Source organism: Mycoplasma sp. 11548, from assembly GCF_055523555.1.
Genome location: NZ_JBVFVF010000001.1, coordinates 619266 through 644637, shown reverse-complemented (window position 1 = coordinate 644637; position 25372 = coordinate 619266). Strand labels below are relative to the sequence as shown.

General features: G+C 28.5%; 14 protein-coding genes. 4 read left to right on the top strand and 10 right to left on the bottom strand.

Features of this window, described 5'->3' with window-relative positions:
• Complete coding sequence (locus AC0B4K_RS02600; protein ID WP_465103695.1) at positions 1 to 1149, bottom strand: IS3 family transposase; 1149 nt, start codon at positions 1147 to 1149, stop codon at positions 1 to 3.
• A gap of 79 nt (positions 1150 to 1228) precedes the next feature.
• Here AC0B4K_RS02600 and AC0B4K_RS02595 point away from each other — a divergent pair, with 79 nt between their 5' ends.
• Positions 1229 to 1690, top strand: coding sequence for an NUDIX hydrolase (locus tag AC0B4K_RS02595; protein WP_465103694.1), 462 nt, complete (start codon positions 1229 to 1231; stop codon positions 1688 to 1690).
• Positions 1691 to 1756: 66 nt separating this feature from the next.
• On the opposite strand, the gene AC0B4K_RS02590 is transcribed toward AC0B4K_RS02595, so the two are convergent.
• Both AC0B4K_RS02590 and rpoB read right to left on the bottom strand, forming a co-directional pair.
• The gene (locus AC0B4K_RS02590) at positions 1757 to 6199 is read right to left on the bottom strand and encodes a DNA-directed RNA polymerase subunit beta' (RefSeq protein ID WP_465103693.1); all 4443 of its coding nucleotides are present in this window, start codon (positions 6197 to 6199) and stop codon (positions 1757 to 1759) included.
• Positions 6192 to 9815, bottom strand: a complete 3624-nt coding sequence (rpoB, locus tag AC0B4K_RS02585; protein ID WP_465103692.1) for a DNA-directed RNA polymerase subunit beta — start codon at positions 9813 to 9815, stop codon at positions 6192 to 6194. The genes AC0B4K_RS02590 and rpoB overlap by 8 nt, the downstream gene beginning before the upstream one ends.
• Before the next feature lie 207 nt (positions 9816 to 10022).
• Between rpoB and AC0B4K_RS02580 the strand changes: the two genes are divergently transcribed.
• Both AC0B4K_RS02580 and AC0B4K_RS02575 read left to right on the top strand, forming a co-directional pair.
• The gene (locus AC0B4K_RS02580) at positions 10023 to 11747 is read left to right on the top strand and encodes an LppA-related lipoprotein (RefSeq protein WP_465103691.1); all 1725 of its coding nucleotides are present in this window, start codon (positions 10023 to 10025) and stop codon (positions 11745 to 11747) included.
• Position 11748: 1 nt separating this feature from the next.
• Positions 11749 to 12468: a class I SAM-dependent methyltransferase gene (locus tag AC0B4K_RS02575; protein ID WP_465103690.1), complete on the top strand. Its 720-nt coding sequence runs from the start codon at positions 11749 to 11751 to the stop codon at positions 12466 to 12468.
• Between the two features lie 23 nt (positions 12469 to 12491).
• On the opposite strand, the gene AC0B4K_RS02570 is transcribed toward AC0B4K_RS02575, so the two are convergent.
• From AC0B4K_RS02570 to AC0B4K_RS02540, 7 genes are all read right to left on the bottom strand, one after another.
• Positions 12492 to 12926: a 23S rRNA (pseudouridine(1915)-N(3))-methyltransferase RlmH gene (locus tag AC0B4K_RS02570; RefSeq protein ID WP_465103689.1), complete on the bottom strand. Its 435-nt coding sequence runs from the start codon at positions 12924 to 12926 to the stop codon at positions 12492 to 12494.
• Entirely contained in the window at positions 12926 to 14752 is a 1827-nt protein-coding gene (gene mnmG, locus AC0B4K_RS02565; RefSeq protein WP_465103688.1) for a tRNA uridine-5-carboxymethylaminomethyl(34) synthesis enzyme MnmG, read from the bottom strand. The genes AC0B4K_RS02570 and mnmG overlap by 1 nt, the downstream gene beginning before the upstream one ends.
• Before the next feature lie 37 nt (positions 14753 to 14789).
• Entirely contained in the window at positions 14790 to 16940 is a 2151-nt protein-coding gene (locus AC0B4K_RS02560) for a helix-hairpin-helix domain-containing protein (RefSeq protein WP_465103687.1), read from the bottom strand.
• Complete coding sequence (locus AC0B4K_RS02555) at positions 16924 to 17622, bottom strand: NERD domain-containing protein (RefSeq protein WP_465103686.1); 699 nt, start codon at positions 17620 to 17622, stop codon at positions 16924 to 16926. Before AC0B4K_RS02555 ends, AC0B4K_RS02560 begins: the two co-directional genes overlap by 17 nt.
• 82 nt (positions 17623 to 17704) lie before the next feature.
• Entirely contained in the window at positions 17705 to 20137 is a 2433-nt protein-coding gene (gene mip, locus AC0B4K_RS02550; protein WP_465103685.1) for an Ig-specific serine endopeptidase MIP, read from the bottom strand.
• A 29-nt stretch (positions 20138 to 20166) separates the two neighbouring features.
• Complete coding sequence (mip, locus tag AC0B4K_RS02545) at positions 20167 to 22644, bottom strand: Ig-specific serine endopeptidase MIP (protein ID WP_465103684.1); 2478 nt, start codon at positions 22642 to 22644, stop codon at positions 20167 to 20169.
• The gene (locus AC0B4K_RS02540) at positions 22644 to 24659 is read right to left on the bottom strand and encodes an MIP family Ig-specific serine endopeptidase (RefSeq protein ID WP_465103683.1); all 2016 of its coding nucleotides are present in this window, start codon (positions 24657 to 24659) and stop codon (positions 22644 to 22646) included. Before AC0B4K_RS02540 ends, mip (AC0B4K_RS02545) begins: the two co-directional genes overlap by 1 nt.
• A 63-nt stretch (positions 24660 to 24722) precedes the next feature.
• Here AC0B4K_RS02540 and AC0B4K_RS02535 point away from each other — a divergent pair, with 63 nt between their 5' ends.
• Positions 24723 to 25310 (top strand): hypothetical protein, encoded by a 588-nt coding sequence (locus AC0B4K_RS02535; RefSeq protein ID WP_465103682.1) that lies wholly within the window; start codon positions 24723 to 24725, stop codon positions 25308 to 25310.
• The last annotated feature ends 62 nt before the right edge of the window (positions 25311 to 25372 follow it).

The following is a 25372-nucleotide window of genomic DNA, read 5'->3' as shown; positions in this document are numbered from 1 at the left end:
TTATCTTATTCTTTTATAATTATATCAGTTTATAAATTCTTTGATTTTTTGTGATAATTCAATAAAAGTAAGTCTTTTACAGGTTTGATCAAAATTTGGGAAAATTTCACTTTTAAGAATTGAAAAGAAATATTCAATTTCACGATTATCAAGACTATTACCAATTCTTGACATTGATATTTTACCTTTTAGTGATTTTATTTTCTTAGTATATTCAAGCGAAGAATAAGCAGATCCATGGTCAGAATGTAAAATAAAATTATTTTTGAATTTTGTATTGGTGATATTATTTAAAATTAGTTCAGTATCATTTCTAAGTGATAATTCATAGGTCACAAACTTAGTTTTATGATCAATAATTGCAGATAAATAAATATGATTCTGTTCAATATCTTTTGGTGCTGGTATATAGGTCACGTCTGTTGCATATATATTATTGTTGCTTGAATTATAATCTCTTTTTACTAAATCAGGTACTTTAACACTAGTATTTTTAGATTCTTTAGTTTTATGTTTTTGTCTAACAAATGTTTTCAAATTCAGTTTTTTCATATAATTTCCTAGGGTTCTAGGATTTATTTGAATATTATATTCTTGGAAAATATATTTAGCAAGTCTTCTTCGTCCATACCTTTCTTTATTTTCGACAAAACTTTGAAAAATTATTTCTTTGTGTTTAACCTTTAGTTCTTTAGTCTTGTTGTTATCTTTCAATTTCTCGTAATATGTAGATCTTGAAACACATATCATTTTAGATTTTTTAGTATGTGAAAGATTCTTGATTTTCTTTATCTTTGAGATATCTGCATCAATATTATTTTCATTAAAAATTTGATAGTAGTATTTTATAACTGCATCTTTTTCATCATCTTTAAGAGTATCAATTCATGTATAATCGAGAACTTTCTTTTTCTTTCTCCCAACACCTTTATCTTTCTTAGGTGATTTACCGCTTTGTGATTCTATGTTCATATTTAAATTATACAGTTTTCTTTTCTTTAACATATTTCTCATTGATTCTTTATTTCAGTATACTTTTCTGATATCAAAACAGAAATTATCAAATTCTGCCTTCGTTATTCCCAGGTTCAAATATTTATCGTATAAGTCAAAAATTTTGATTCATTCTTTAGTCTTTAAATGTCTCATAACTACCTCTTTTTCTTTATATTAAAAATATTCGGATTTTGTCCGAATATTTTTTCCCTGTCTAATAAAGGAGTAATTTATGGATATATTTTTTAAAAATAATGAATTTTTATTTAAATTACGAGTTGGTTATTTAGTTAAACATGATAATAAAATTTTATTATCCAAAAATCCAAATGGTACATATTTTTATTTACCCGGGGGCAAAATTGAATTTGGCGAAACTTCAAGCAATGCCCTTAAACGTGAAATATTTGAAGAATTAAAACTTATTCCCAATACAATTAAGGAATTATTTCACGAAGAAACTTTTTATTATTCAGACTTTTTTAAAGCAAACGTGCATGAAATTTGTTTTTATTTTGAGGTAAATTTAAACATGCCCAAGCATATGTTAAATGATGAATTTGAAATTTGTGAAACTCCAACTAAAAGACTATGTTTTAAATGGGTTAATGAACAAGACTTAGAAAATATAAATTTTGTTCCACAATCAATTTTAAAATACCTTAATAAACCAAATGCTTTGAATAAATCATAGTATTTGGTTTTCTTTTTATACTTAAAATATAAAAATAAACCAAGACTTATCTTGGTTTATTAAATTTTAGTTATTTTCGAATTCATCATAAGTTTCATTGTAATCTAAATCAAAATCATAAGTTTCTTGCATTGGTTCATTTTCAACATCCTCAATGATTTGATCAAGTGAAAATTGTTCTATTTCAGCTCTTAATTCTTCAGTAAATGTTGGCTCTGGTTCTTTATGTTTATCAGGGAAATATGAAGCAAAACTACGAATGTCATATTTACCTTTTAATTCATAATTAGAGTTAGTTCCGGCAGGAATTTTTTGACCTAAAATAATGTTTTCTTTTAATCCTTCAAGCATATCGATGCGTTTACCAATTGATGAATTAACTAAGATCTTTGCTGTTTCTTGGAAAGAAGCAGCAGCTAGGAAGGACGTAGATTGAAGCGGAATTTGCTTAGCTCCAGAAATTTTTGGTTTACCATATGCAGGACGCAATCCTTTAGCTAATAATTTAGCATTTTCAGTTTGGTAAACATAAGTATCAACTAATGATCCACTAAATAATCTTGAATCACCTGGATCAATAATTAAAATTTTTGACAACATTTGTGAAATAATAATTTCAATATATTTATCGGCAATTGTAATACCTTGGAGACGGTATAGTCGTTGAATTTCTTTAAGTAAGTAATTTTGTACAGTTCTTACATCGGTGGTATTTAATAATTGGTTTAAAACAATTGGACCATCAAAGATTTTTTGACCAGGAACAACCTTATCTCCTTCTTTTACTCTTAATCTTTGAGTAGTTGATCCAGTCACAAATTCATTAAGTAAATTGCCTTGATCGTCTGTTGTTGCAATTGTAACTTGTGTTAAGTCAGCAAATTTTTTGGCATCCTTACTTAAGATTTGTTCTATTTTTGTAATAGTACCATTTCATTTAGAAATTGCGGCTGTTTTACCTCACGGATTATCATAAGCATCGATCAGCTCAATTAAACGACCAAACCCACCAGTAATATCTTCAACTCCGGCAACCCCTCCAGTATGGAAAGTACGCATGGTTAGCTGAGTTCCAGGTTCACCAATTGATTGAGCAGCTACAATACCAACGGCTTCACCAATATTTACAACACGGTTGGTCGCTAAATCTTTTCCATAACAAACCTTACATACCCCGTTTTTGGTGTGACATGATAAAACTGAACGAATATCAACAGTTTCTAACTTTAATTCATTAGCTAAGTAATTTGCAATTTGAGGTGTAATTAATTTGTTCGCGGCAATTACTAAATTACCATCATTATCGTAAATGGCTTTATTTGTATATCTTCCTTCAATTCTTTCGTATAGGGATTCAATGACAACATTTGTTTTAGTATCTTTAATATTTTTAACGACAAACCCAAAATCTGAACCACAGTCTTCTTCACGTACTACAATACTTTGTGCCACGTCAATTAATCTACGTGTTAAATACCCAGATTTAGCAGTGTTAAGTGCTGTATCGGTAAGTCCTTTACGTGCACCATGGGTTGATGAATAAAATTCGTAGGCACTAAGACCATTTAAGAAAGATGATTTAACAGGGATTTCGATGGTAGAACGTACGACACGTTCATTTTCAGCATCAGCTTTTAATGTTTTGGTGTTGTTTGACATCAGTCCACGCATACCGGCCAGCTGAATTAAGTTAGAAGTATTTCCACGAGCCCCAGAAGACATCATCATAAATAATGGATTATCTACTTCTAAATTAGTTATTTCCTTAAGGGATTTTTCGACTTTATCTTTGACTTTTGACCATTTTTCAATTGTTAATTTATAACGTTCATCATCTGTTAAATAACCATTTTCGAAATATGTTTTTAATTCAGCGATATATTCATCACCTTCTTTTATATAATCTTTAGTTAATTCAGAAGTTTTAACATCATTCATTGAAATAGTAATTCCTGAAATAGTTGAATAATGGAATCCTAATTCTTTAATATTATCTAAAATTTCAGCAACGTAGTTGGAATATTTAAACCAAACAGTTTCTAAGGCTTTTGAATATTGTTCTAAAGTTCAATCTAATTGTTCAAATGATTCATTAGGAGAATGTGAAAAAGTGTATTTGTCAAATTCTTCAATAATAAAATTATTTAATAATTTAGCATGTGTATCAGGTAATAATTCACCTTTATAATCAACTAAAGCATTAAGAGCTTCCAGTTGGTCTTTATAATTAGTTTTATTAATATTGTTAATTACACTTGCTAAATCTTCAATTGTAATAACAGAAACATATTCTTTGTAAATTTGATGAATAATTTTAGCGGTATCTTTTTTAGATAAAGCTAAGTTTAGGTCCACATTTGCAATTACTTGTCTAAAGTTTTGTCCATATTCCAAAGTATAACGATCTAATGCGTCACGTGAAGTATGAATTACTTCTTTAGTTGAAACCTTAGTTTCGCCATTAGAGGCTTTAACATAACTTTTTTCTACGTATTTACCAAAAATAAACTCAAATTCTTTTGGCAATACGTTGTTGTAAATGAATTTACCTACTGTAGAAAAGATGTATGGTTTAGTTGTTTGCTTTAATAATTTAGGTTTATTTAAACTACTAATTGGTAATACAACTCTTGTATGTAAGCTAATATCATTACGTTCATAAGCGCGCATCATTTCTTCAAAGTTTTGATAGTAATTTCCTTCACCCTTTGCTTGATCACCTGTTTTTTCAATGGTTAAATAGTAAATTCCTAAAATAATATCTTGTGAAGGATTAATGATGGGTTCACCATCTTTTGGACCTAAAATATTTTTTGAGGCTAACATTAGTTCTTGTGCTTCACGAACCGCTTTTTCAGAAATTGGCACGTGAACTGCCATTTGGTCCCCATCAAAGTCGGCATTAAAAGCCGTTGTTACTAATGGGTGCAATTTAATTGCTTTAGAACGAATTAAAACCGGTTCAAAGGCTTGAATTGATAAACGGTGTAAGGTAGGAGCACGGTTTAATAACACCGGGCGACCTTTAATTGCTTCATCAACATACGGTCAAATTTTTGGATCTAAATTTTCAATTAGTTTTTTAGCAGTTTTAATGCTTGTAACACTTTCTTCCTTTGCAATTAAATCTTTAATAATTCATGGTTCAAATAATTTAGCAGCAATATCTCTAGGGATTCCTACTTGGTACATTTTTAACGATGGCCCAGCAACAATTACACTACGAGCCGAATAATCAACACGTTTACCTAATAAATTTTGACGGAAACGACCTTTTTTACCTGTTAAACTGTCTGAAATTGATTTTAAAGGATGATTATCCCTTGAAGAAACTGGAGTTGGTTTTTTACGAGCATTGTCAATTAAAGCATCAACAGCTTCTTGGACCATACGGTATTCATTTTGTCTAATCAACATAGGAGCATCAGTATCATGCCATTTTTCAACACGTGAGTTTCTAATAATGATCCGGCGGTATAATTCATTAATATCACTAGTTGAATGTCTTCCTCCATCAAGTTGTACCAGTGGCCTTAAATCAGCAGGAATAACTGGCAATTCATAGATTAACATATCTGTTGGTTTTTGGCCAGAACGAATGAATGATGAGATAATTGTTAAACGTTTATATAATTTTTGACGTTGTTGAATTTTTGAAACAGAAACATCTTTTTGCTTATTGATTTCTGAATTAATTTTATCTATTTGTTCTTGAACTAATTTTTGTTCTTTATGGCTATCAAAGTTTGTTAATAAATACTCAATAGCTTGCGAACCTGTACCAATTAAAGCATCTGAATATTCTTTAATAATATCGTTATATTGGTAAAAATCAATACCATAATCTTTACCATCTTGAGATTGAGCATAATCGCGTAGTTCATATAAAGCTTCAATAATAATTTCTGAGGCTTCTTCGTCATCTTTGTTTAATTCTTTTAATTCTTCTAAAGCAGCTTCATAAATTGTAGCTGCTTTGTTAATATCAATAATTGTATTTTTCTTGAGTGATTTTAATGATCCGCTCTCTAACACAATATGTGATTTATAGTAAATTAATTTTTCTAAATCTGATTTTGAAACCACTTGTTTTTCATCTTCAACTCTTAAGCCAAGCAAATTGGAAATAACTGAGTGATCAATTTTAAAGAATCAAAAGTGGACAACTGGAGTATGTAAGTGAATATGACCCATTCTGCTACGACGTGAAATTTTAGGTAATATTTCAGGATTATATCTTTTACATTGAGGAGTTTTAGAACATGTTGAGTTAACATCACTTTTTTTGTATTTGGTACCACAAATTGGACATTTAAAATCTATTGTAGGACCAAAAATTAACTCATCAAACAAACCATCACGTTCAGTTTTATAGGTTTTATAATTAATTGTTTCAGCTTTTGTAACTTCTCCGTGGGACCATTTTAAAACGTCTTCTTTAGTTGCTAAAGAAAGTGTGATTTTACGAATTTTATCTTTTTGATTTTGTTTAACAGTTGCTTTATTCACTTTCCCCTCCTGTTTCATATTGGATTATTTGATCTTCGTCTTGTGGACTCTCAAAATTTTGTTCTAATTTCATACCAAGACCTTTTAATTCATAACTAAGCACGTTGAATGATTCTGGAACACCTGGTGTTGGGACTTCTTTTCCTGATACTAAAGCACTATATAAGTTATTACGACCTAAAATATCATCAGATTTATAAGTTAAAATTTCTTGCAGGATATTTGTAGCACCATATGATTCTAAGGCCCAAGTTTCCATTTCACCAAACCTTTGACCACCATTTTGAGACTTACCTCCTAGTGGTTGTTGGGTAATTAATGAGTATGGACCAACTGAACGTACGTGCATTTTATCATCAACCATATGGTTAAGTTTTAACATATACATAACACCAACTGAAATTGGTTTATCAAATTTTCGACCTGTAATTGGGTCAATAATAATTTGTTTACCAGTTTTATCAAGACCAGCTTCTTCTAAGGCTGCTTCAATATCTGGTTTTTTTACTCCATCAAATGAAGGAGACACGAATTTAACATTTAATTTACGAGCTGCCATACCAAGGTGTAACTCTAAAATTTGACCAATGTTCATACGTGAAGGTACCCCTTGAGGATTTAACATTACATCAAGTGGTGTTCCATCTTCTAAGTGAGGCATGTCTTCTTCAGGTAATACAATTGACACAACACCTTTGTTACCATGACGACCGGCAACTTTATCTCCGACTTTTATTTTACGTTTTTGTGCAATTGATACTTTAACAATTTTTTCAATTCCTTCTTCTAAAATATCACCTTTATCACGTGATAAAACTTCAACGTGTGTAATAGTTCCGTTATGTCCGTTTTTAACTTTTAATGAAGTATCTTTATCTGTTGGTGCTTTTAAAGATAAAATTTGGTATAGTAATTTATCTTCTTGAGAAGGGTTTTCTTCTGCTTTAGGGGAAACTCTACCAACTAATACGTCTCCTGGATATACTTCTGAACCAACTTTAACAATACCAGTTTCATCTAAATGACGTAGTGCATGTTTTGAAACGTTTGGCACGTCTTTTGTTAATATATCATCTCCAGATCTAGATGAACGGAATTGAATTGTTTGTTCTTCGATATGAATTGAAGTAAAGACATCATCACGAACTATTTTTTCATTTAAGATTACAGCATCTTCGAAGTTATATCCATTTCAAGTTGTGAAACCAACCAAAACGTTTTTACCTAAAGCCATTTCACCATCTTTAAATGATGAACCATCAGTTAAAATGTCACCTGTTTCAACAACATCTCCTACTCTAACTAATGGGATTTGTTGAATTATAGTTCCTTGGTTAGATCTTTCGAAATTACGAAGAGAATATTTGTCAGTAATACCTGTTTCATTTCTTTGAATGTGAATATGTGATCCATCAACATAGGTAACAGTACCAGCATTTTTAGCTAGCAAGTTATATGATGAATATTTAGCTATATCAGCTTCTATACCAGTAGCAACTAATGGAGCTTCTGCTTGTAATAACGGAACAGCTTGACGTTGCATGTTTGATCCCATCAAGGCACGGTTTGCATCGTCATTTTCTAAGAAAGGAATTCCGGCAGCAGCTACTGATAAAATTTGTCTTGATGAAACTTCGACAAAGTCTACATCTCCTCCATTACCATTTACATAAGTATAGTTTTTACGAATGGTTAAATTATCATCAATAATACGGTTATTTTCATCAACATTTACCGATGATTGTGCAATTGAATAACCTAATTCTTGGCGAGGGTTTAAATAATGTACATCATTATAATCAACTACACCATTATTAACTTTGAAATAAGGAGTTTTTAAAAATCCTTTTTCATCAATTTGTGAATAGGTAGCAAAATTTAAAATTAACCCAATGTTAAGACCTTCAGGTGTTTCAATTGGACAAATTCTCCCGTAGTGAGTTGAATGTACATCCCGAACCTCAAATTGAGCAGTATCCCGATTAAGACCACCAGGCCCTAAAGAAGTTACGCGACGCTTATTAGATATTTCAGATAAAGGATTAATTTGATCCATAAATTGTGAAAGTTTAGAAGTATTAAAAAAAGATTTAAATTGATTTGTAATTAATTTGTTGTTAGTAACATTTTTAACAGTTACCTTCTCAACATCTTTTGCACCAATTGATTCACGTGTTGTTTTTTCAAGTTTACTTAATGCAATTTGTAATTGGGTTTCAATCAATTCACCAACTGAAACAACACGTTTGTTAATTAATGAATCAGGTTCATCATCTTGCCCAAGGCCATCTGTTAAGTTAAAGTAGTAACTAACAGCTGCTACAATATCTGAGATTAATAAGTGGTGTTCAATTGCTGAAGGGTCATTACCAATAACGGTAACAGGTTCTTTTTCTGGATCATTCATTCATTTTTTACTTGGGTAAACTTTAACCTTAATAACTTTAATTCTTTTTCTTAAGATAGGATTATTAAAAACAGTATTTGGATTTTTCTCATTTAATTCAGCTCGATATAACTTATAGTATACATGTTCTGGGTCCAGATCAAGTTTTTCAGTTCTAATAAATCTTTGATTAAAATTTTCTTGAATTTCTTTAGCTTTTTCAAAAGTAATAAAAGTTCCTTTTTCGAATAAAATTTCACCACTTTTGTTTTTAATGTCTTGAGCTAAATATGTGTTAGTAATACGGTCTATTAATGAAAGTTTATTATTAAGCATATAACGACCAACATCAGATAAGTTATATCTACGTTTGTCAAATAAAATACCTGGTAATAATGATTTTTTAGCATCTTGTGTATCACGATCACCTTTTCGTATTGTTCTAAAAATATCTTCTTGTGCCGCTGCAACTAATTCATCTTTATCGTCAACATATCTTTCTAAGATTTTATCTTTTTTAATTGTTTCATCAAGTAAATCATTTGGACCAAAAAGTTTTTGAAGTTGTTTTTGGGTAAATCCAAAGTAAGCTAAAAAAGTACCTAGCTGAATGTTTTTGTTACGATCTAATTTTACCTTAACAGGATCAAGAGTTGATGAGGTTATTTTATGTGATACTTCAAATCACGAACCTATTTTTGGTAAAATTTCAAGTTTGTTAAAAAGATCGTCCGATTGTTTGTTCCGCACGCCAACCCCAAAGTAAGCTCCAGGGGATCTTACTAACTGGCTCACAATAACTTTTTCAGAACCATTGATAATAAAACTACCACCAGAGGTCATGTATGGTATTTCTCCTAAAAGAATTTTATCTTTTTGGATTTCACCAGTATTAATATTTTCTTTTTGAAGATAAATGTAAACCTTTGAACTGTAGTTAATTCCTTTAGCTTTACATTTATTAATTTCTTCTGTTTCGCTTGTTATCTTTTTAAACGGATATTCAATTTCAACAGAGTTTTTAATATAGTCAAGCTTTACTTGACCGGTAATGATTGGATAAATTTCGAGTAAAACTTCATTAATACGTTTTTTCATGAAGTTATCAAAACTATCTTTTCGACTCATTAAAAGATTTTCTAATTTTAATGATTTTTTAGTCACTGAATAATCACGGCGTTGCGTAATTGGACCAAATTTACGAATTGTATATTTTGGTTTTTGATTCATACAAGACCTTCCTTAATTTTATGTTTTTGCTTATAAAAAATGTTATAAAAATAAAATAAACTTTTGCATAATAAATTAAAATATTACAAAAGTAATATAATTTTACTATATTTGTTAAATTTAGTAAATAAAATTATTTGTTTTTTATTCATTGTTTTTGATATAAAAAAATTATTAGAAAATTTTGAAAAGGTTTATAATTAATTTATGAAATTTAAATATTCCAAATTAGTAAAATCACTACTTACAATTATGCCACTTGTAATAGTTGCTTCTTGCAATAATATCAATAAAAATAAACCTAAAAAACCAGATATTCCCCCTGCAATAATAGGCAAAAAGGAAGATCTAGAAAAAGAAAAAACTATTAATTCAGTTTTTAAAACTGATGGTATTAAAAAAAACATAGATAAGCCATTTGAAGATAAACAAGCATCTAAAGAACAAGAGGATCCAAGTTCGAAAGATAATAATGTAGCAAATAATAATTCTCAAAATCCTGCAAATAAAACTGATACAAATCTCGGCACATCACCTTCAAATATAAACCAGACTGACCAAAATAATGAAAATATTAATAAAAATAATAACGTTATAGAAAATAACGATAAGCCTAGTAAACCTGATGATGAAAATAACAATTCAGATCCAGAAAAAGATTCCGGATTAGACACTTTAAAAGAACCAGATTTTAGTGATTTAAATACTTTAAATTTGGATATTAGTTTAAATATCAAAAAATATCAAGATTACGATGCATTATCATATAAAACATTTATAAAAGATAATTCTAATTCGATAATAAGTTTATTACAAGTCCCAAGTAATATATATGAAAAATATACTATTATTTTACAATCTTATGAATTATTAAATATAGATAACAAAAAAGGAACAATTAAAGATATAAATCTTAAATTTACTTTAAAAAATACTGATAAATTTAAAGTTTTAAAATACTCTTTAAGCGGATTTAAAACTTTAAGTTCACCTAAAAATAGTAATCCAAAATATGATTTTATTACAAAGCAAGAAACTAAAAGTTATAATAATTTTTTAAATCTTTTTCCATCTTTAGTTGGTGCTTTTTTACTTTGAAATAAAAATGATCAAGTTCAAACTAACCTTCAAAAAAATTCGCTTGCAAGTACTTATGCTTTTGAATCACTTGCAAATAAAAAAGAAAATGAATATTTTAAAGATCCTAATATTGTTTTTAACCCTTCACTTCCTTATTTATTCTTAAAAGTTAATCAAAAAGATCAAGAAAAATATAATTTTAAAATATCTGGAATTAATGCAAATGATATAGAAGGTAGTCTAACATTGCAAATTGATATTTTCGATCGCTCTGAATCAGTTGAACAAAATAAATACCCAGACGTAACTAAAACAATTAGTTTTGATAATTTTGCATCATTTAATAAAAACATTAATGATTATAAATTTGCAATTAATTCTGAAGATTTTAATATAAATCTAAAAAAATATACAAAACTAGCTAAAAAACTAAATGAGGATATTTTTGCTAAATATGCTAATCAGGAAATCAATGGTCAAATTGATATAACAAGCGAGTTTAGTACTTTTGAACAGCTGACTTTAAAAAACGCTTTATTTAATTCTTTAGTTTTTGATATGAATAATGATATTTATCAAGTATCAAATGTAAATAACTTACTAAAAATAACTGATACCTTTGCCTTTCAAGGAAATTATTCAATTTACCCCTTTTTAACTAAATTTAATAATGATTACCTTAATATATCTAACGTAACATTATCATTAAATGAAGGCAAATTCATAATTAAATTTAATCTAGAATATTCGTTATTACCATTTATTTCATCTGGGTTTACTAATTTAGATTCCTTTGAATTTGCAACTGAAGGGATTACTAAATATTTTACGTATCAGTTAATCCAGGAGTAAATTGCATAATTCTAAAAGAGCCTATAGTAATCAAGAAACAGTTGATAAATATGCTATGAGTATTTTAGACGTAGGATTATGGAAATCTGAAGAATTTTTAATTAATAGATATGTTGCTAAAAATTCTAAAATATTAGATTTAGGATGCGGGACCGGAAGAACTACTTTTTGATTATATAAGCTTGGTTGAAAAAACATAAAAGGTGTTGATATATCCAAAGAAATGATTAATAAATGTAATGAAATTAATCAAATCTTAAAGTTTGATATTAAATTTTATCACCAAGATGCAACTAATTTATCATTTAGTGATAACTTGTTTGATTTTGTCTTTTTTTCATTTAATGGTTGGCCTGGAATTGTTAATTTCAAAAGCAGAATTAATGCACTAAAAGAAATATACAGAGTTTTAAAACCTGGGGGCATTTACATATTCACAGCACATACCCGAAATGAATTAGAATATCATCAAAGATATCAAACTAACTTTAGGAATTGTACTGAATTTCAATTTAAAGAATATGGCGATTATGTATTTCAAAATGAAGAAGGATTTTGAGACTTTATGCATTTATATTCAACTAATGAATTAAGTAATCTAATTAAAAACCATACTAATTTTGAAATTTTAGAAATACTCGAGCGGGATAAATATTTTAAAGAATCGCAAAAAGTACTTGAATTTTCTGATAATACTAATTTTTGAATATTGAAAAAATAGAGTAAATTAAATTTACTCTATTTTTATTTATGATAAGTAATATTATGTTTAATTGTATACGCTCGGTAAATTTGTTCAATTAACATTATCCTAAATAATTGGTGTGGAAACGTTAAATCTGAGAAGTTTATTTTAGTTGTAAATTTATCTTCAATTACACCGTTTGATCCACCAATTACAAAAGTAATATTATCAAGGGTAGTAATATAACTTGAAAAGGAGAATGAATCCATTTTTTTACCATGTAATGATAAATAGATTACCATGGAATTTTTAGGAATTTTTTCAAAAATTAACTGTGTTTCCTTGCTTTTTTTTAATTCTATATTATCGATTTTTTGTTCTTTAATTTCAATTACATTTACTTTAGTAAAGTAATTGACTTTTTTTAAGTAACCATTAAAAATAACTTGGTATTCTTTAGATAATGATCCTACTGCTATAATATTTAATTTCATTATTTTTTCTTTGTTGAAATATAAAACATTAACATTTGAATATCAGAAGGGTTAATTCCTGAAATTCTTGATGCTTGTCCAATTGTTGTAGGCTTTATAAGCATGAGTTTTTGCTTAGCTTCTGTGGCTAAATTTGTAACTAAATTATAATCTAAATCAGATGGTATTTTAAAATTGTCTAATTTAGCCATTTTTTGTGCTAAAGATTCTTGTTTTTTAATATAACCATCAAGGCGTACAATAGTTACTAATTCATTTTTATATTCAAAATCGCCTAAAATATCTTTAGCATCTACTTCAGGACGTGAAATCACCTTAAGAAGTGAAACTCCGTTTTCAATTTGATGTTTTTTGGCTAATTCACTTTTAGATGAAACAAATTTAGTATTTAATTCTTGAATTTTTTGATCAATTAATTGATATTTATTTAAAACATTTTGGTAATGCTCTTTAGTTAAAAGCCCAACTTGATATCCATATTTTGCTAAGCGAATATCAGGATTATCATTTCTTAATAATAAACGATATTCAGCCCTTGAAGTAAGCATTCTGTATGGTTCTTTAGTTCCTTTAGTTACTAAATCATCTATTAAAACACCAATATAAGCATCTGAACGATTTAAAACAAGTGGTTCTTTTTGTTCAATTTTTTGACCTGCATTAATACCTGCAATTAAACCTTGAGCAGCAGCTTCCTCATAACCGCTAGTTCCGTTGATTTGACCTGCAGTAAATAAGTTTTTAATTATTTTTGATTCTAAAGTATTTGAAATTTGCAAAGGGTTAAGGGCATCATATTCAATTGCGTAACCTCATTTTTGAACTTTTGCATTTTGTAAACCAGGAATTGTTTTAAGCATCTTTTCTTGAACTTCAATTGGCATTGAAGTTGACAATCCATTTACATAAATAATGCTTCCATCAGCTGTTTCAGGTTCAAAAAAGATTTGATGCCTATTTTTATCTCTAAAACGCATTACTTTATCTTCAACACTTGGGCAATACCTTGGTCCTATCCCTTCAATTAAACCTGAATACATTGAAGATTTATTAATATTTTGTTCGATAATTTGGTGAGTTGCTTCATTAGTATAAGTTAAATAACATGAAATTTGCTCATTTAATTTAACTCCAGAACGGTTTGAAAAAGTTAAATATGTATCATCTAAGTTTTCTTTTTCAACTTGACTAAAATCAATTGAAGATGCATAAACCCGAGGAGGCGTTCCTGTTTTGAGACGTTGTAGTTCTAAACCATGGTTTAACAACGATTGGCTTAATTTAGGGGTAGTTTTTTGATTATCCGGACCACTAATTGTGATATCTTGTCCCCTTAAAATACGTGAGTTCATATATGTTCCAGTAGTAATAACAGCTGTTTTTGCTTCTAACATCATCCCACTTCATAATTTTACACCATAAAATTCTTTATCTTTGTTTACTAAAATTTCTTCAACTGTTGCTTGGATTAAAGTTATATTTGGATGAGCTAAAAGGGATTGTTTGATAATATAAGAATATTTTTCTTTATCAATTTGTGCCCTTAATGCACGAACTGCTGGACCTTTTGATTCATTAAGCATTTTAATTTGAATCATGGATAGATCCGAAAAATATCCTTGCATCCCTCCTAATGCATCAATCTCCCGCGTTATTATTCCCTTGGCAGGTCCTCCAATTGATGGATTACATGGCATCATTGCTAACTTATTTAAATCAAATGATATTAAAGCAACTTTATGTCCTTTGTTTGCTAAAGCAAAGGTTGCTTCCACTCCAGCATGGCCACCACCAACTATTATTGCATCGTATTTAGTATTATTCATAATTAATTAAATTTTACCAAATATTTAATTAAGAAGGTTAATAACTTATTAACTTTCCACTAATACGTTTTTTGTCTTTATCTAAAACAGTAATAATAGCATTGATTAGTTGGCCAGGGGCAAAAGTTTCATATTGACTTAAATTATTTGTAAGGTTTAACTCTTTAGTTGGAATAAATAAACTTTCTTTTAATCCGATGTAAGCAAAAATTCCAAAATCAGTAATGTTTTCAATAAAGCCAGTTATTTCTTGGCTTTCTGATAAATCCTCAAAATTAATAATCGAACTTTTTAAAATAAAGCCTGTTTTATCGCGTTTAATTGGTTGAACACTTGTTGACAGTGCTTCTAAAATTAATTTAACATCATAGTAATCAGCATTAAACTCTTTAGCAATCATTTCTATATCTAAATGCTCAAGGTTTATACCAGTATCTTTAGGCTCTAAGTTATATTGTTTGATTATTTTAAAGGCAAGGGGGTATAAATCGGGATGGATTATGGTTTTGTCTAAAAAATTATTTGAATTAAAAATTCTTAGAAAACCAACGGCTTGCTCGTAGGTTTTTTCACCAATACCTTTAACATTTAATAAATCGCTGCGGTTTGTAAAATCACCATTTTCACGTCTATGTTGCACGATATTTTGAGCATGTTTATTTGAAAGTCCTGAAATGTAAGTTAAAATTTCTTTGGTTGCCAGATTAATATCAACACCAACTTTATTAACTACTTTTTGCACTTTAAAAGTTAGATAATTGTCTAATTCTTTTTGATTTACATCATGTTGGTATTGTCCAACCCCAATTGATTTAGGATCAATTTTCACATATTCGTTTAATGGATATAAAAATTTTCTCCCAATATTAATTGCACTACGTTCTTCAACAGATAAATTAGGGAATTCTTCAATAGCTATCTTTGAAGCAGAATAAACACTAGCCCCAACTTCAGAGACAATTGTATATTTAAGGTTAGTTAACTTATATTTGGCAATTAAATCAGAAATAAATTTTTCAGTTTCCCTTGATGCAGTTCCATTACCAATTACAATTATGTCAATTTGGTGCTTTTGAACTGCTTTAAGGATAATTTCCTGTGCTTTTTTTATATCTTTATAAGGTTCATTTGGAAAAATTTTATTAACTTCTAAAACATCTCCATTTTTATTTAATACGGCAACCTTGCAACCATTTTTAAAGCCTGGGTCAATTGATAAAACATTAACATTATCAATTGCAGGAGTATTTAATAATTTTTCAACTGAATTAGAAAAAATTTCGATTGCAGATGTTTCGGCTTTGGCAAATAATTCGTTGAAAATTTCGCGCTCAACTGATGGAAGTATCAAACGGTTTAAAGAATCAATAATTGCTGGTTTTAAATTCTTATGATTGATTTTTTTGCGATCCACCATATACAAAATATATGAAACAAAATTGTCAAAATTATATTCAAACGATAATGAAACAATATTTAAATTAACAGCTCTGTTAATAGCTAAAACATTATGATTTTTTAAATATTTAAGGGGCATTTTAAAATCATAATAAAGTTTGAATTTTTCTTTTTCATCGTTTTTATTTTTTTTAGCATTGGTTTTAAGTATCCCATAAGTATAAATGCGCTTTTTAATTTCAATTTTTATTTGAGTGTCTTGTGAAATTCATTGGGCAATAATATAATTGGCCTGTTCTAATGCAAACTCAATATTTGGTATTTTATCAGATAAATATTTAGAGGCTTCTTGAGCAATATTAAATATTGGATTTTTATTTTTAAAAATACTTAATGCTAAAGGTTCTAATCCTAAATTTATTGCTTGAGTGGCCTTGGTTTTTTTACCTACTTTAAAAGGTTCATATAATGATTCTAAATCACTTTTAGATGTAATTTGATTTATTTTTGCTAATAATTCATCAGTTAAGAGTTTTTTTTCATCTAAGATATTGATAATTGCCTCTTTACGTTTGTTTAATGCTTCGTGATATTTATATAATTTGTCAATTTGATAAATTTGTTCTTCGTTTAATCCTTTTGTGACATTTTGGCGATACCTGGCAATAAATGGTACAGTATCACCATTAGAAAGCATCTCTAATACTAAGTTTACTTGGTTAGTCGTTAATGATAGTTCGCTTGCTGTTGTTTGAATACTTTTTTGGGCGATATTAAGATTTTGATTCATATTTTCTCCTTTGTTTCATAACTTTATTTCTAAAATATAGTTTTTCAGCTAGAGTTGAAATTTCAAATGCTTTTAGTGTATTATTAAATTCTTTGATATTAATACTTTGAGGCAATTTGGCTGCTTCGTGACTTAGTTCTAAAAGTTTTGCTTCAAGATTACTCATATTAGCAATAATTACGTGTTGTGGAATATTACTTATTTCTAGTTTTAATTCATCGGGAAAAACAATTAATGATGCATATGAAATATGCTTATTTGTAGTTTTGAAAATATTCTTAATGTGTATTTCATTTTGCACTATTGGATTTTTGGTTTTAAATTTTTTGTTTTTCCCTTTACTTAAATTAAGTTCAGGAGCATTTGCATCACCTGATAAAACACCTTGAAAGTATTTGTATTCAGAGCATACTAACATTGATTCATTAAAAAAGATGGAATCAACTTCATATAATACTTTATCGAATTTATAAGCTCCACCTGGGATAAAATTAAAATTGGTATTTTTAAGTATTTTTTTAATTTTATTATTAATTGAATCTTCAAATAAAAAACCTTTTTTCTTGCTTTTTATATTATGAATATATTTATGTAAAACAAATAAACTGAAATAAATTATAATCCCAATTGAAAAGAGTGTAATTAATGTTATTATTATGATAAGAAATTGTTGTTGATTCATATTTTTTCCTAACTTTAGAAATATTTTAAAATATTAAGGATAAAAAACATTTAGTTGAACTAAATGTTTTTTATTATAGATGTTAATTTGCATCTGCAAATTTGTATTCTTCAGGTACATTTTCTAATGCAAAACCATTTTTAAATAATCAAGTATTACCTTTGTTTGCTTTAAGCATCGCATCACGGTATGAATTTTTTTGATCTTTTCCAGTTCCATAAATTACGTCGTATTGAGGTAAATTGTATGAACCATATAATCCTTGATAATCAAAACCACTTGAACGAAGAGCTGCTGCAACACCAGTTGATGCTGTTAAATTGGCACTATGGAAGATCGCAACAACCTTATTTTCTTGAGTACGTACTGAGGATCCTGAAGCTCCGCCTCCTGGTACATAGCGACGAGGTAAGTATGCTAAATTCATTGCTACATATTGTTTATTATCATGACTTGAACGATATGGGCCACTTCCAGTAACTGGATTAGATAAAAATTGATCTACAATTCCAGGTTTATTTGTAAAAGTACGGTATCCAAGGTTATAAGATAAATTATATCCTAACTTGTATACAATTTGTGAACGTTCATCTTTAGTTGGCAGCTTTTGATACAAATCATAAGCTGCATTAGTCCATAAACTATATGTATACAATGCAACACTTAGTAAATTTTCATCTTGATAGTTATCTAAGAAAAAGTCTAAAAAGCCTTGTGATTGAGTAGCTGGAAAACCAAGAATATATAAATTATCATAGTTTGTTAAAACACTCTTAAAATCATCTGTGGCTAAAGGTCAATCGATTTTTTCATATTTTGATAAATAATCATAATTAGCAAATGAAACTTTTTTCTTATCTTCTAAATTAGCATAATCATTGGTTAGTGCTTTAATTTGCTCCTCAGTATAATCAGTTTTACTAAAGTCAATTTCAAATATTGCAAAATCTATATATTCTTTTAAATCTTGACTTTTATCTGTAATATAGTCTTTTGGATCTAATTTTAAATAATCTCTTCCATCAAAAATACGGCTAAAAGCTTCTTTGTTTTGATCTGAGAAATTATAAGATTTAAAACGATCGTCAAAATGAATTGTTTGTAATTTTTGGTATAAAGAAGGAGTATTTTTGTCTAAGACAGTTAATTGAAAACTATCTAATGCATCATTAGCCCCATCAATGACGTGCAAATTAGTTGCAAAATATCATTTCTTTGGATATGAACCATCGCTAGTTAATTCATAATCCATAATTCAGGCCGTTCCTGAAAAAGGCGAATGAGTATTAGGATAATTTTGTAGTTTATTAAAGTCGTCTTCTTCACTAATTTTCGAAATTAGCTTTTCTTTAACTGATTCTTGTAATTCAGTATTTGCTTTTACTCTTGCAATGACTTTATCTTGGTGACCTTTAACATAATCACGGTATTTTTTCACAGCTTCTTGATAATCATTTTCAGCAATTAATAAGTTAAAGGTTTGTTCAATTAATTGCTTGACAACACCTTGATTATCCTTGTGGCGTGAATAAACTCCTAGGATACGTTCTTTTTCTTGTGCATTATTAATCATATTGATAAAGACTGTTAAATCTGCATCGTTTTTTAATAATTCACTAGCAATAGCACGTTGCTTAGGATCTTTTGAAATACTTCAATTACTTATTTTAAATTGATAGGATTGAAGCGAAATATTTGAATATGTTTCATTTGTAATTGTGCGTGCTAATCCTTTATTAAGATGACTTTCTTTAGTATATGAATCTACCCATGAAGAACCCTTACCTGTTTCAGTTAGTTTTAAATTCAAACCTTTAAAATTACCTTGTTCATCATAACTTGGGATAGTCATTCCTAAGCGATTTGAACGATCGTAAGTAGGTAAATTTAATTCCTTAGCTTTCGCATCAAATTGATCCTTTGTTTCCTGTGTAATATTTGTATTTCTTAATTCAGTATTTAATGCAAGGCCTCTATCATAATCAACCATATCTTTTTCATAACGCTCTTGCTGAGTGGCATTTAGATATTTACTCCATTCTGAATCAGATTTTTTAGGTGGTTGAATAATATAACTTTGTTGTTTAAATCCATTAACTCGATATTTTAAAGTATCATTAATATTATCTTTATATATAAAGATAATTTCAACACTATTATCAGTATCTGATGCAATTGAATTTAAAACTTTTAGGTCAGTATTACCATCTTTTAAATTTATTTTAACTTCACCAGTAACAACTTTTGAAGAAAAATCATTTTTATTAAAGTTTTCTTTATAGTTATTTGGATCAACAAATGAACCTTCTACTTTAAAAAGTTGGTCAAAGTCCTTGTCTTTAAGAGATTCAGAAAATTGTGCAAAGGTTAATTCTTCTTTTGGTTTGGAGTTTGTATCACCTGTTTTAGGTTTGCCATCTTCAGGAGTAGGTTCTTTATTAGTACATGATAAAGCAGTTGTTAAAAATCCTAAAGAACTAAGTGTAGAAAAAAGTAAAGTATATTTCTTTTTCATTTTGCCTCATTTGTATTTTTTTATGTTTATTAATTATTTATTGTTGGCTTAAATTTAAATTCTTCAGGAACATTTTCCAAATTAAATCCATTTTTGAATAATCAAGTATTTCCTTTACCTGCTTTAAGCATTTCATTTCGATATGAATTTTTTTGATCTTTACCGGTGCCATAAATTACATCATATTGAGGTAAATTATATTCACCATATAAACCTTTATAATCAAATCCATCACTTCTGAAAGCGGCGGCAAGTCCAGATCCTGCATATTGATTAACACTATGGAAAATTCCAACAACCTTGTTATCTTGAATTCTTACCTGCGAACCACTTGCACCTCCTCCTGGGATATAGCGACGTGGTGCATAAGCTAGGTTCATTGCGACATATTGTTTATCATCTTGTGGTGAGGTATATGGAGCTGATCCAATGATTGGAGCAGATATAAACTGATCAACAACTCCAGGTTTATCAGTGAATGTACGATAACCTAGGGTGTAAGAAAGTCCATAACCTAATTCATAAGTTGTTTTAGATTTTTCATCATCAGTTGGCCCAGGTTTTTTATAAAGGTCATAAGAAGCATTGGTTCATAAACTATATGTAAACCATTGTTGTTCATAAAGAGTCTTGTCTTCATATTGGTCAATAAAGTAATCTTCAAAGTGATCTGTTTTAGTTTTTGGATAACCTAAGATGTATAAATTATCATATTTTTTAAGATCTTCAATATTACGTGTAGCTAAAGGTATATCAATTTTTGAATATTGATTTAAATAATCATAGTTAACAAATGAGATCTTACGATCATCTTTATTAGCATAATTATTTGTTATAAATTTAATATCTTCTTCTGTGTAGTTGGTTTTTTCAAAGTCTATTTCAAAAATTGCAATATCAATAAATTCTTTTTTATCAAAAGTTTTGTCAGCTAAAAAATCTACTGGATCCTTAGTTAAATAATCGCGGCCATCAAAAATTCTTGTAATTGCCTTTGAATTATCGTCATTAAAGTCATATGATTTGAAACGATCATCTAATGGAATTGTACGTAATTTATTGTATAGTGAAGTTATTTCTTCATGTAAAACAGTTAATTGAAAGTTTTTAAAATGAATTTGGTCCATTGCATCAATGACGTGCAGGTTAGTTGCAAAATATCATTTAGTTGGATATTTACCGTCTTTTGGCAATTCATAGTCCATAATTCAAGCGGTACCTGCATTAGGTGTAAAACTTTCTCATAAATGTTGTAAATGGTTAAAGTTTTCATTTCTTTTTGCGTGGTTAACAGTAGAAATAAGTTTGTCTTTAATTTTTTTATCTAATGTTGTTTTGTTAATTTTGTCAATTAGTAAAGATCTTCTGTGTTTATTGAATTCATCTTCATATCTTTGACGTGCAGGATAAAGCCCAATTTCAGAAGCTAATTGTTCAAAGGCTTTATCGTGAATTACCACAACTGTATCGGCATCATCATAATTACGCTTTAATTTTTCAAGTAAATCATTTTTAATTTCCTCATTTGACAACATTTTAATTAAATATTCATGAACAAATGGATCTGGAACGAAGATTTCTTTGGCAATTAATCGATCAGCTTCATGAGCAGAAACGGCTCAGTTTGTTAATTTAAGGTTATATGAAGATAAGGCCATATTAGCATAAGTTTGGTTAGTAATTGTCCGAGCCAAACCAGCATTTAAACCTTTGATTCTTCCATAACTATCAACTCATGAATCTGCTTTCCCTTGTTCTTGCAGTTTCATGTCAAGACCTAAAACCTTTCCATCTGTATCGTATTTAGGAATGGTAAAACCTAATAAATTTGAACGATCATAATTTGCTAAGTTTAATTCTTTAGCTAATTTATCATACTGTTCTTTGGTTTGAGTTGTTGCGCCTAATTCACGAGCTTGTGCTCCACTTGCGAGTAATTGATCATATGCTTTCATGTCTTGATCATATCGCTCTTGTTGGGTTGATTCTCGGTAGATTGTTCAGTCACTAACTGGTTGATTGTTATTTGTTGATAGTGAATTACTATTTTTGTCAAGAAAGCCATCAATATCAAATTGAACTAAGTTATTTGAATTATTTTTATAAGCAAAAATTAGTGCTGCTCTATTTTGGTTTTCAACTGATATAGCATTAACGATTTTTAACGTTGTATCATCATTTTTTAAAGTAACCTTTAAATCACCAGAAACAACTTTTTCAATGAATTGGTCTTTAGTAAAATTAGCTTTAATATCATCTAAACTAAAACTTGTTCCAGTTATTTTAAATAAATCACTAAAAGTTTTGTTAGCAATTGATGTCTTAAAGGTTTCGAAATCACCATTAGTATTTATAGTTCCAGTGGAGTCTTGTCCTGTGTCATTGCCTGGATCTGGTTTAACAGGTTCGGGGTTTTGCACTGGGTCACTTGTGCTACAAGAAATCAATGCTCCAAAACTTACAATACTTAAAATTGAACCTAAATTAAGAAAAAATTTCTTTTTCATTAGCTGTTTTTAATTATTCCTTCAGGGAATAAAGCTGTTTTAGGGTATTTAGATGTTAAAGTTGTAAGTTTAGCAAGATTTTGACGATATGATTTTTCTTGTTTTGGATATTTGGATTTATCACTTCCATCAATAAGATTGTATGCAAAGTTTGTAGCTGGATTATCTTGGGTCATAATTAACTGGATAAATCCGCCACGTTTTGATAAATCTGATGGACCATCAGCATTGTCAACTGTTGAATAAATACCTACAGGAACTCCATATTCATTAAGCACCATTGAACCACTGGCACCATAGTATAGTGAAGAATTATCAACATTGAAACTGTAGCCAAAAGGAACTGTTGCTCTTTTTGAATCAAATACAGGTGAAACCGTTAAATTGTTTGTGAATGTATTATTTCTGTATGTAATATCGTGGTTTAAATCAGTTGAAGTATTAGTCATAAATACAGATCCAAGATCACTAGCTTTAGGATATCCACCAATATAAATTCTTTCAGGTTTTAAAGCTCTACGATTATTTTTTTGATATGAAGAAGCATAGTCAAATGGGATATATAAAGTATCTCCATCATGTTTTAACGATTTTAAATCCTCATCAAATGATTTAATTGCTTTATCAATGTGGTCTTTCAATTCTTTATGTTCTGAATTATTTAATGAAGAATATTTGATTTCAACAGCGAAGACTGCAAAATCAATTCCAAGTTTTTGATCAGTAAATTCATCATTAGGTCTTACACTCGCTGTTTGTCTAAGTTGATTATTTGAAGTTGAATCAAAAATATCAATTGCAGCAAATACTGTTTTTGGATTTCCTAAGATATCTCCAATTGGTGTTGATTTTTGTTTATCAGTAACTGAATCAGGTAAGTTAGAGTACAATTTAGGTATATTTGTTTCAATACTTGGAATTTGTTTATTTTTAATTGGAGCAGTATTAATATTTGATTTTGGAACACCTAAAAAGAAGTTAGTGTTTTTTGAATCTTCAGTTGTTTCGTATTCTAAAAATTTACCTTTATCAGCAGTTCCTTCAAAAGTGTTTGCTTGTCTATTATGAACGTGTAAATTAGTTGCTAAAAATAAAATTAGGTTTTGCTTGGTCTGATTATTATCAAATGCATAATCAAGTAATCAACCTGTTCCATCATAATTTGAGTAAACCTGTTCACCTTTGTTTTTATAACCATATCCAATTGAAAAACTACGGTCTTTTAATTTTTCAATAGCTTTTTCTTGAGATATTTTTTGGAAACTAAATGTTCTAGTTTCGGTTGGACTTGTATCTTGGGCTGCTTCTTGTTCTTCTTTAATAGCGTTTTGAACTTCAGTTTTCAAGGCTTCTAGTTGTTGTTTAGTTTGACTAAATTCTATACGAAGACCAAAAACACCTTTTTGTCTGTTATCATCAGGTAATTGTTGGATTAAAGCTCTAATTTCTTGTTTTAAGGGTTCTAATTCTTGAGGGTTTTGTGTTGGCTCACCGGGTTGTCCAGGATTTGCTGTATGACCCTGTCCATTATTTGGGTCTGAATTATTATTTGTATTTGATCCTCCTGGGTTTGGGTTAGAATTAGGATTTTTTTCTTTATTTTCTTGATCTTTAGCTCTTTGTTTTAATGAATTAAAGTTTGATTCTGTTGATGTATTAGAATTTTTAAATCCATTAAATTCAGTTGTTAATTGGGTTTTAATTTGTGTATCAGTAACTTTATTAATTGCACTTTGTGTTTCGGTTACTAATTTATTTCAATATTCAGTAATTTGATTTTTTAAACGAGTTAAATCTTCGGTAGTTGAAGCTGTTTCCAAATTACGTTTGTATTGGAATGATGTTTGTGTATTTAATCTTAATATGTATGCATTAATATCAGCTTTTAATTGAGCATTGTCTGATGCACCTCTTTCAGGTGCGTCAGTTGTACCACATGATACAATCACTGGCATGATTGAAGTTGCTAAAGTTAATGCTAAAACATTTTTAAATTTCTTATTAATCTTTTTCATATAATTATTATATAGATTTTTCTGTTTTTTGTATTAAACTTATCAGGAAAATTAAGGAGAACTATGAAACTATTTATTTACCAACAAAACAACTTAATTCAAAAAATTAAGTTTGCAACAAACCAAGATATGTTTAATTTAATAATTAGAATATACAGTAAAACCTTTTATAAGTGTGAAAATTTTAATTATGCTTGTTTTAATAATTCTTTTAAATGGGTAAATGCAATTTTGGATACTTTTATTCATTTAAATAAAGTCTTTTTACATAAAAATCATGATCAATATATTAAAGATCGCATAATTCATTCGCTTGTTTTTGATCAAGAGGATATAAACCTATTAGATACAAAATTAAACAATAAAATTATTTTAAAAGAAAAAGAGTTTTACAACCTTAAAATAAAAGATTCGCATTTTTCTAGTAAAATAAAAACTAAAAATTGAACTGACTTTATTGAATGAAATAATAATTTTTTAAAAAGTTGCTTTTTGCACCAAATTGATTTGCAAATAACATACCAAAATTTTGAAGCAAAAGAACAACAAATACTCAAAACAAAAGTTCAACAACTAGCAAATTTAAATATCAACCCCCATTTAGAAAAACTTTTTGAATTTATATTAAATGACAAAATTAAAAGTTTTTAAAATAATGACTATCTTTTGTGTCCAACATTATAAAAATCCATATTTTTAAATACTATTTCTAA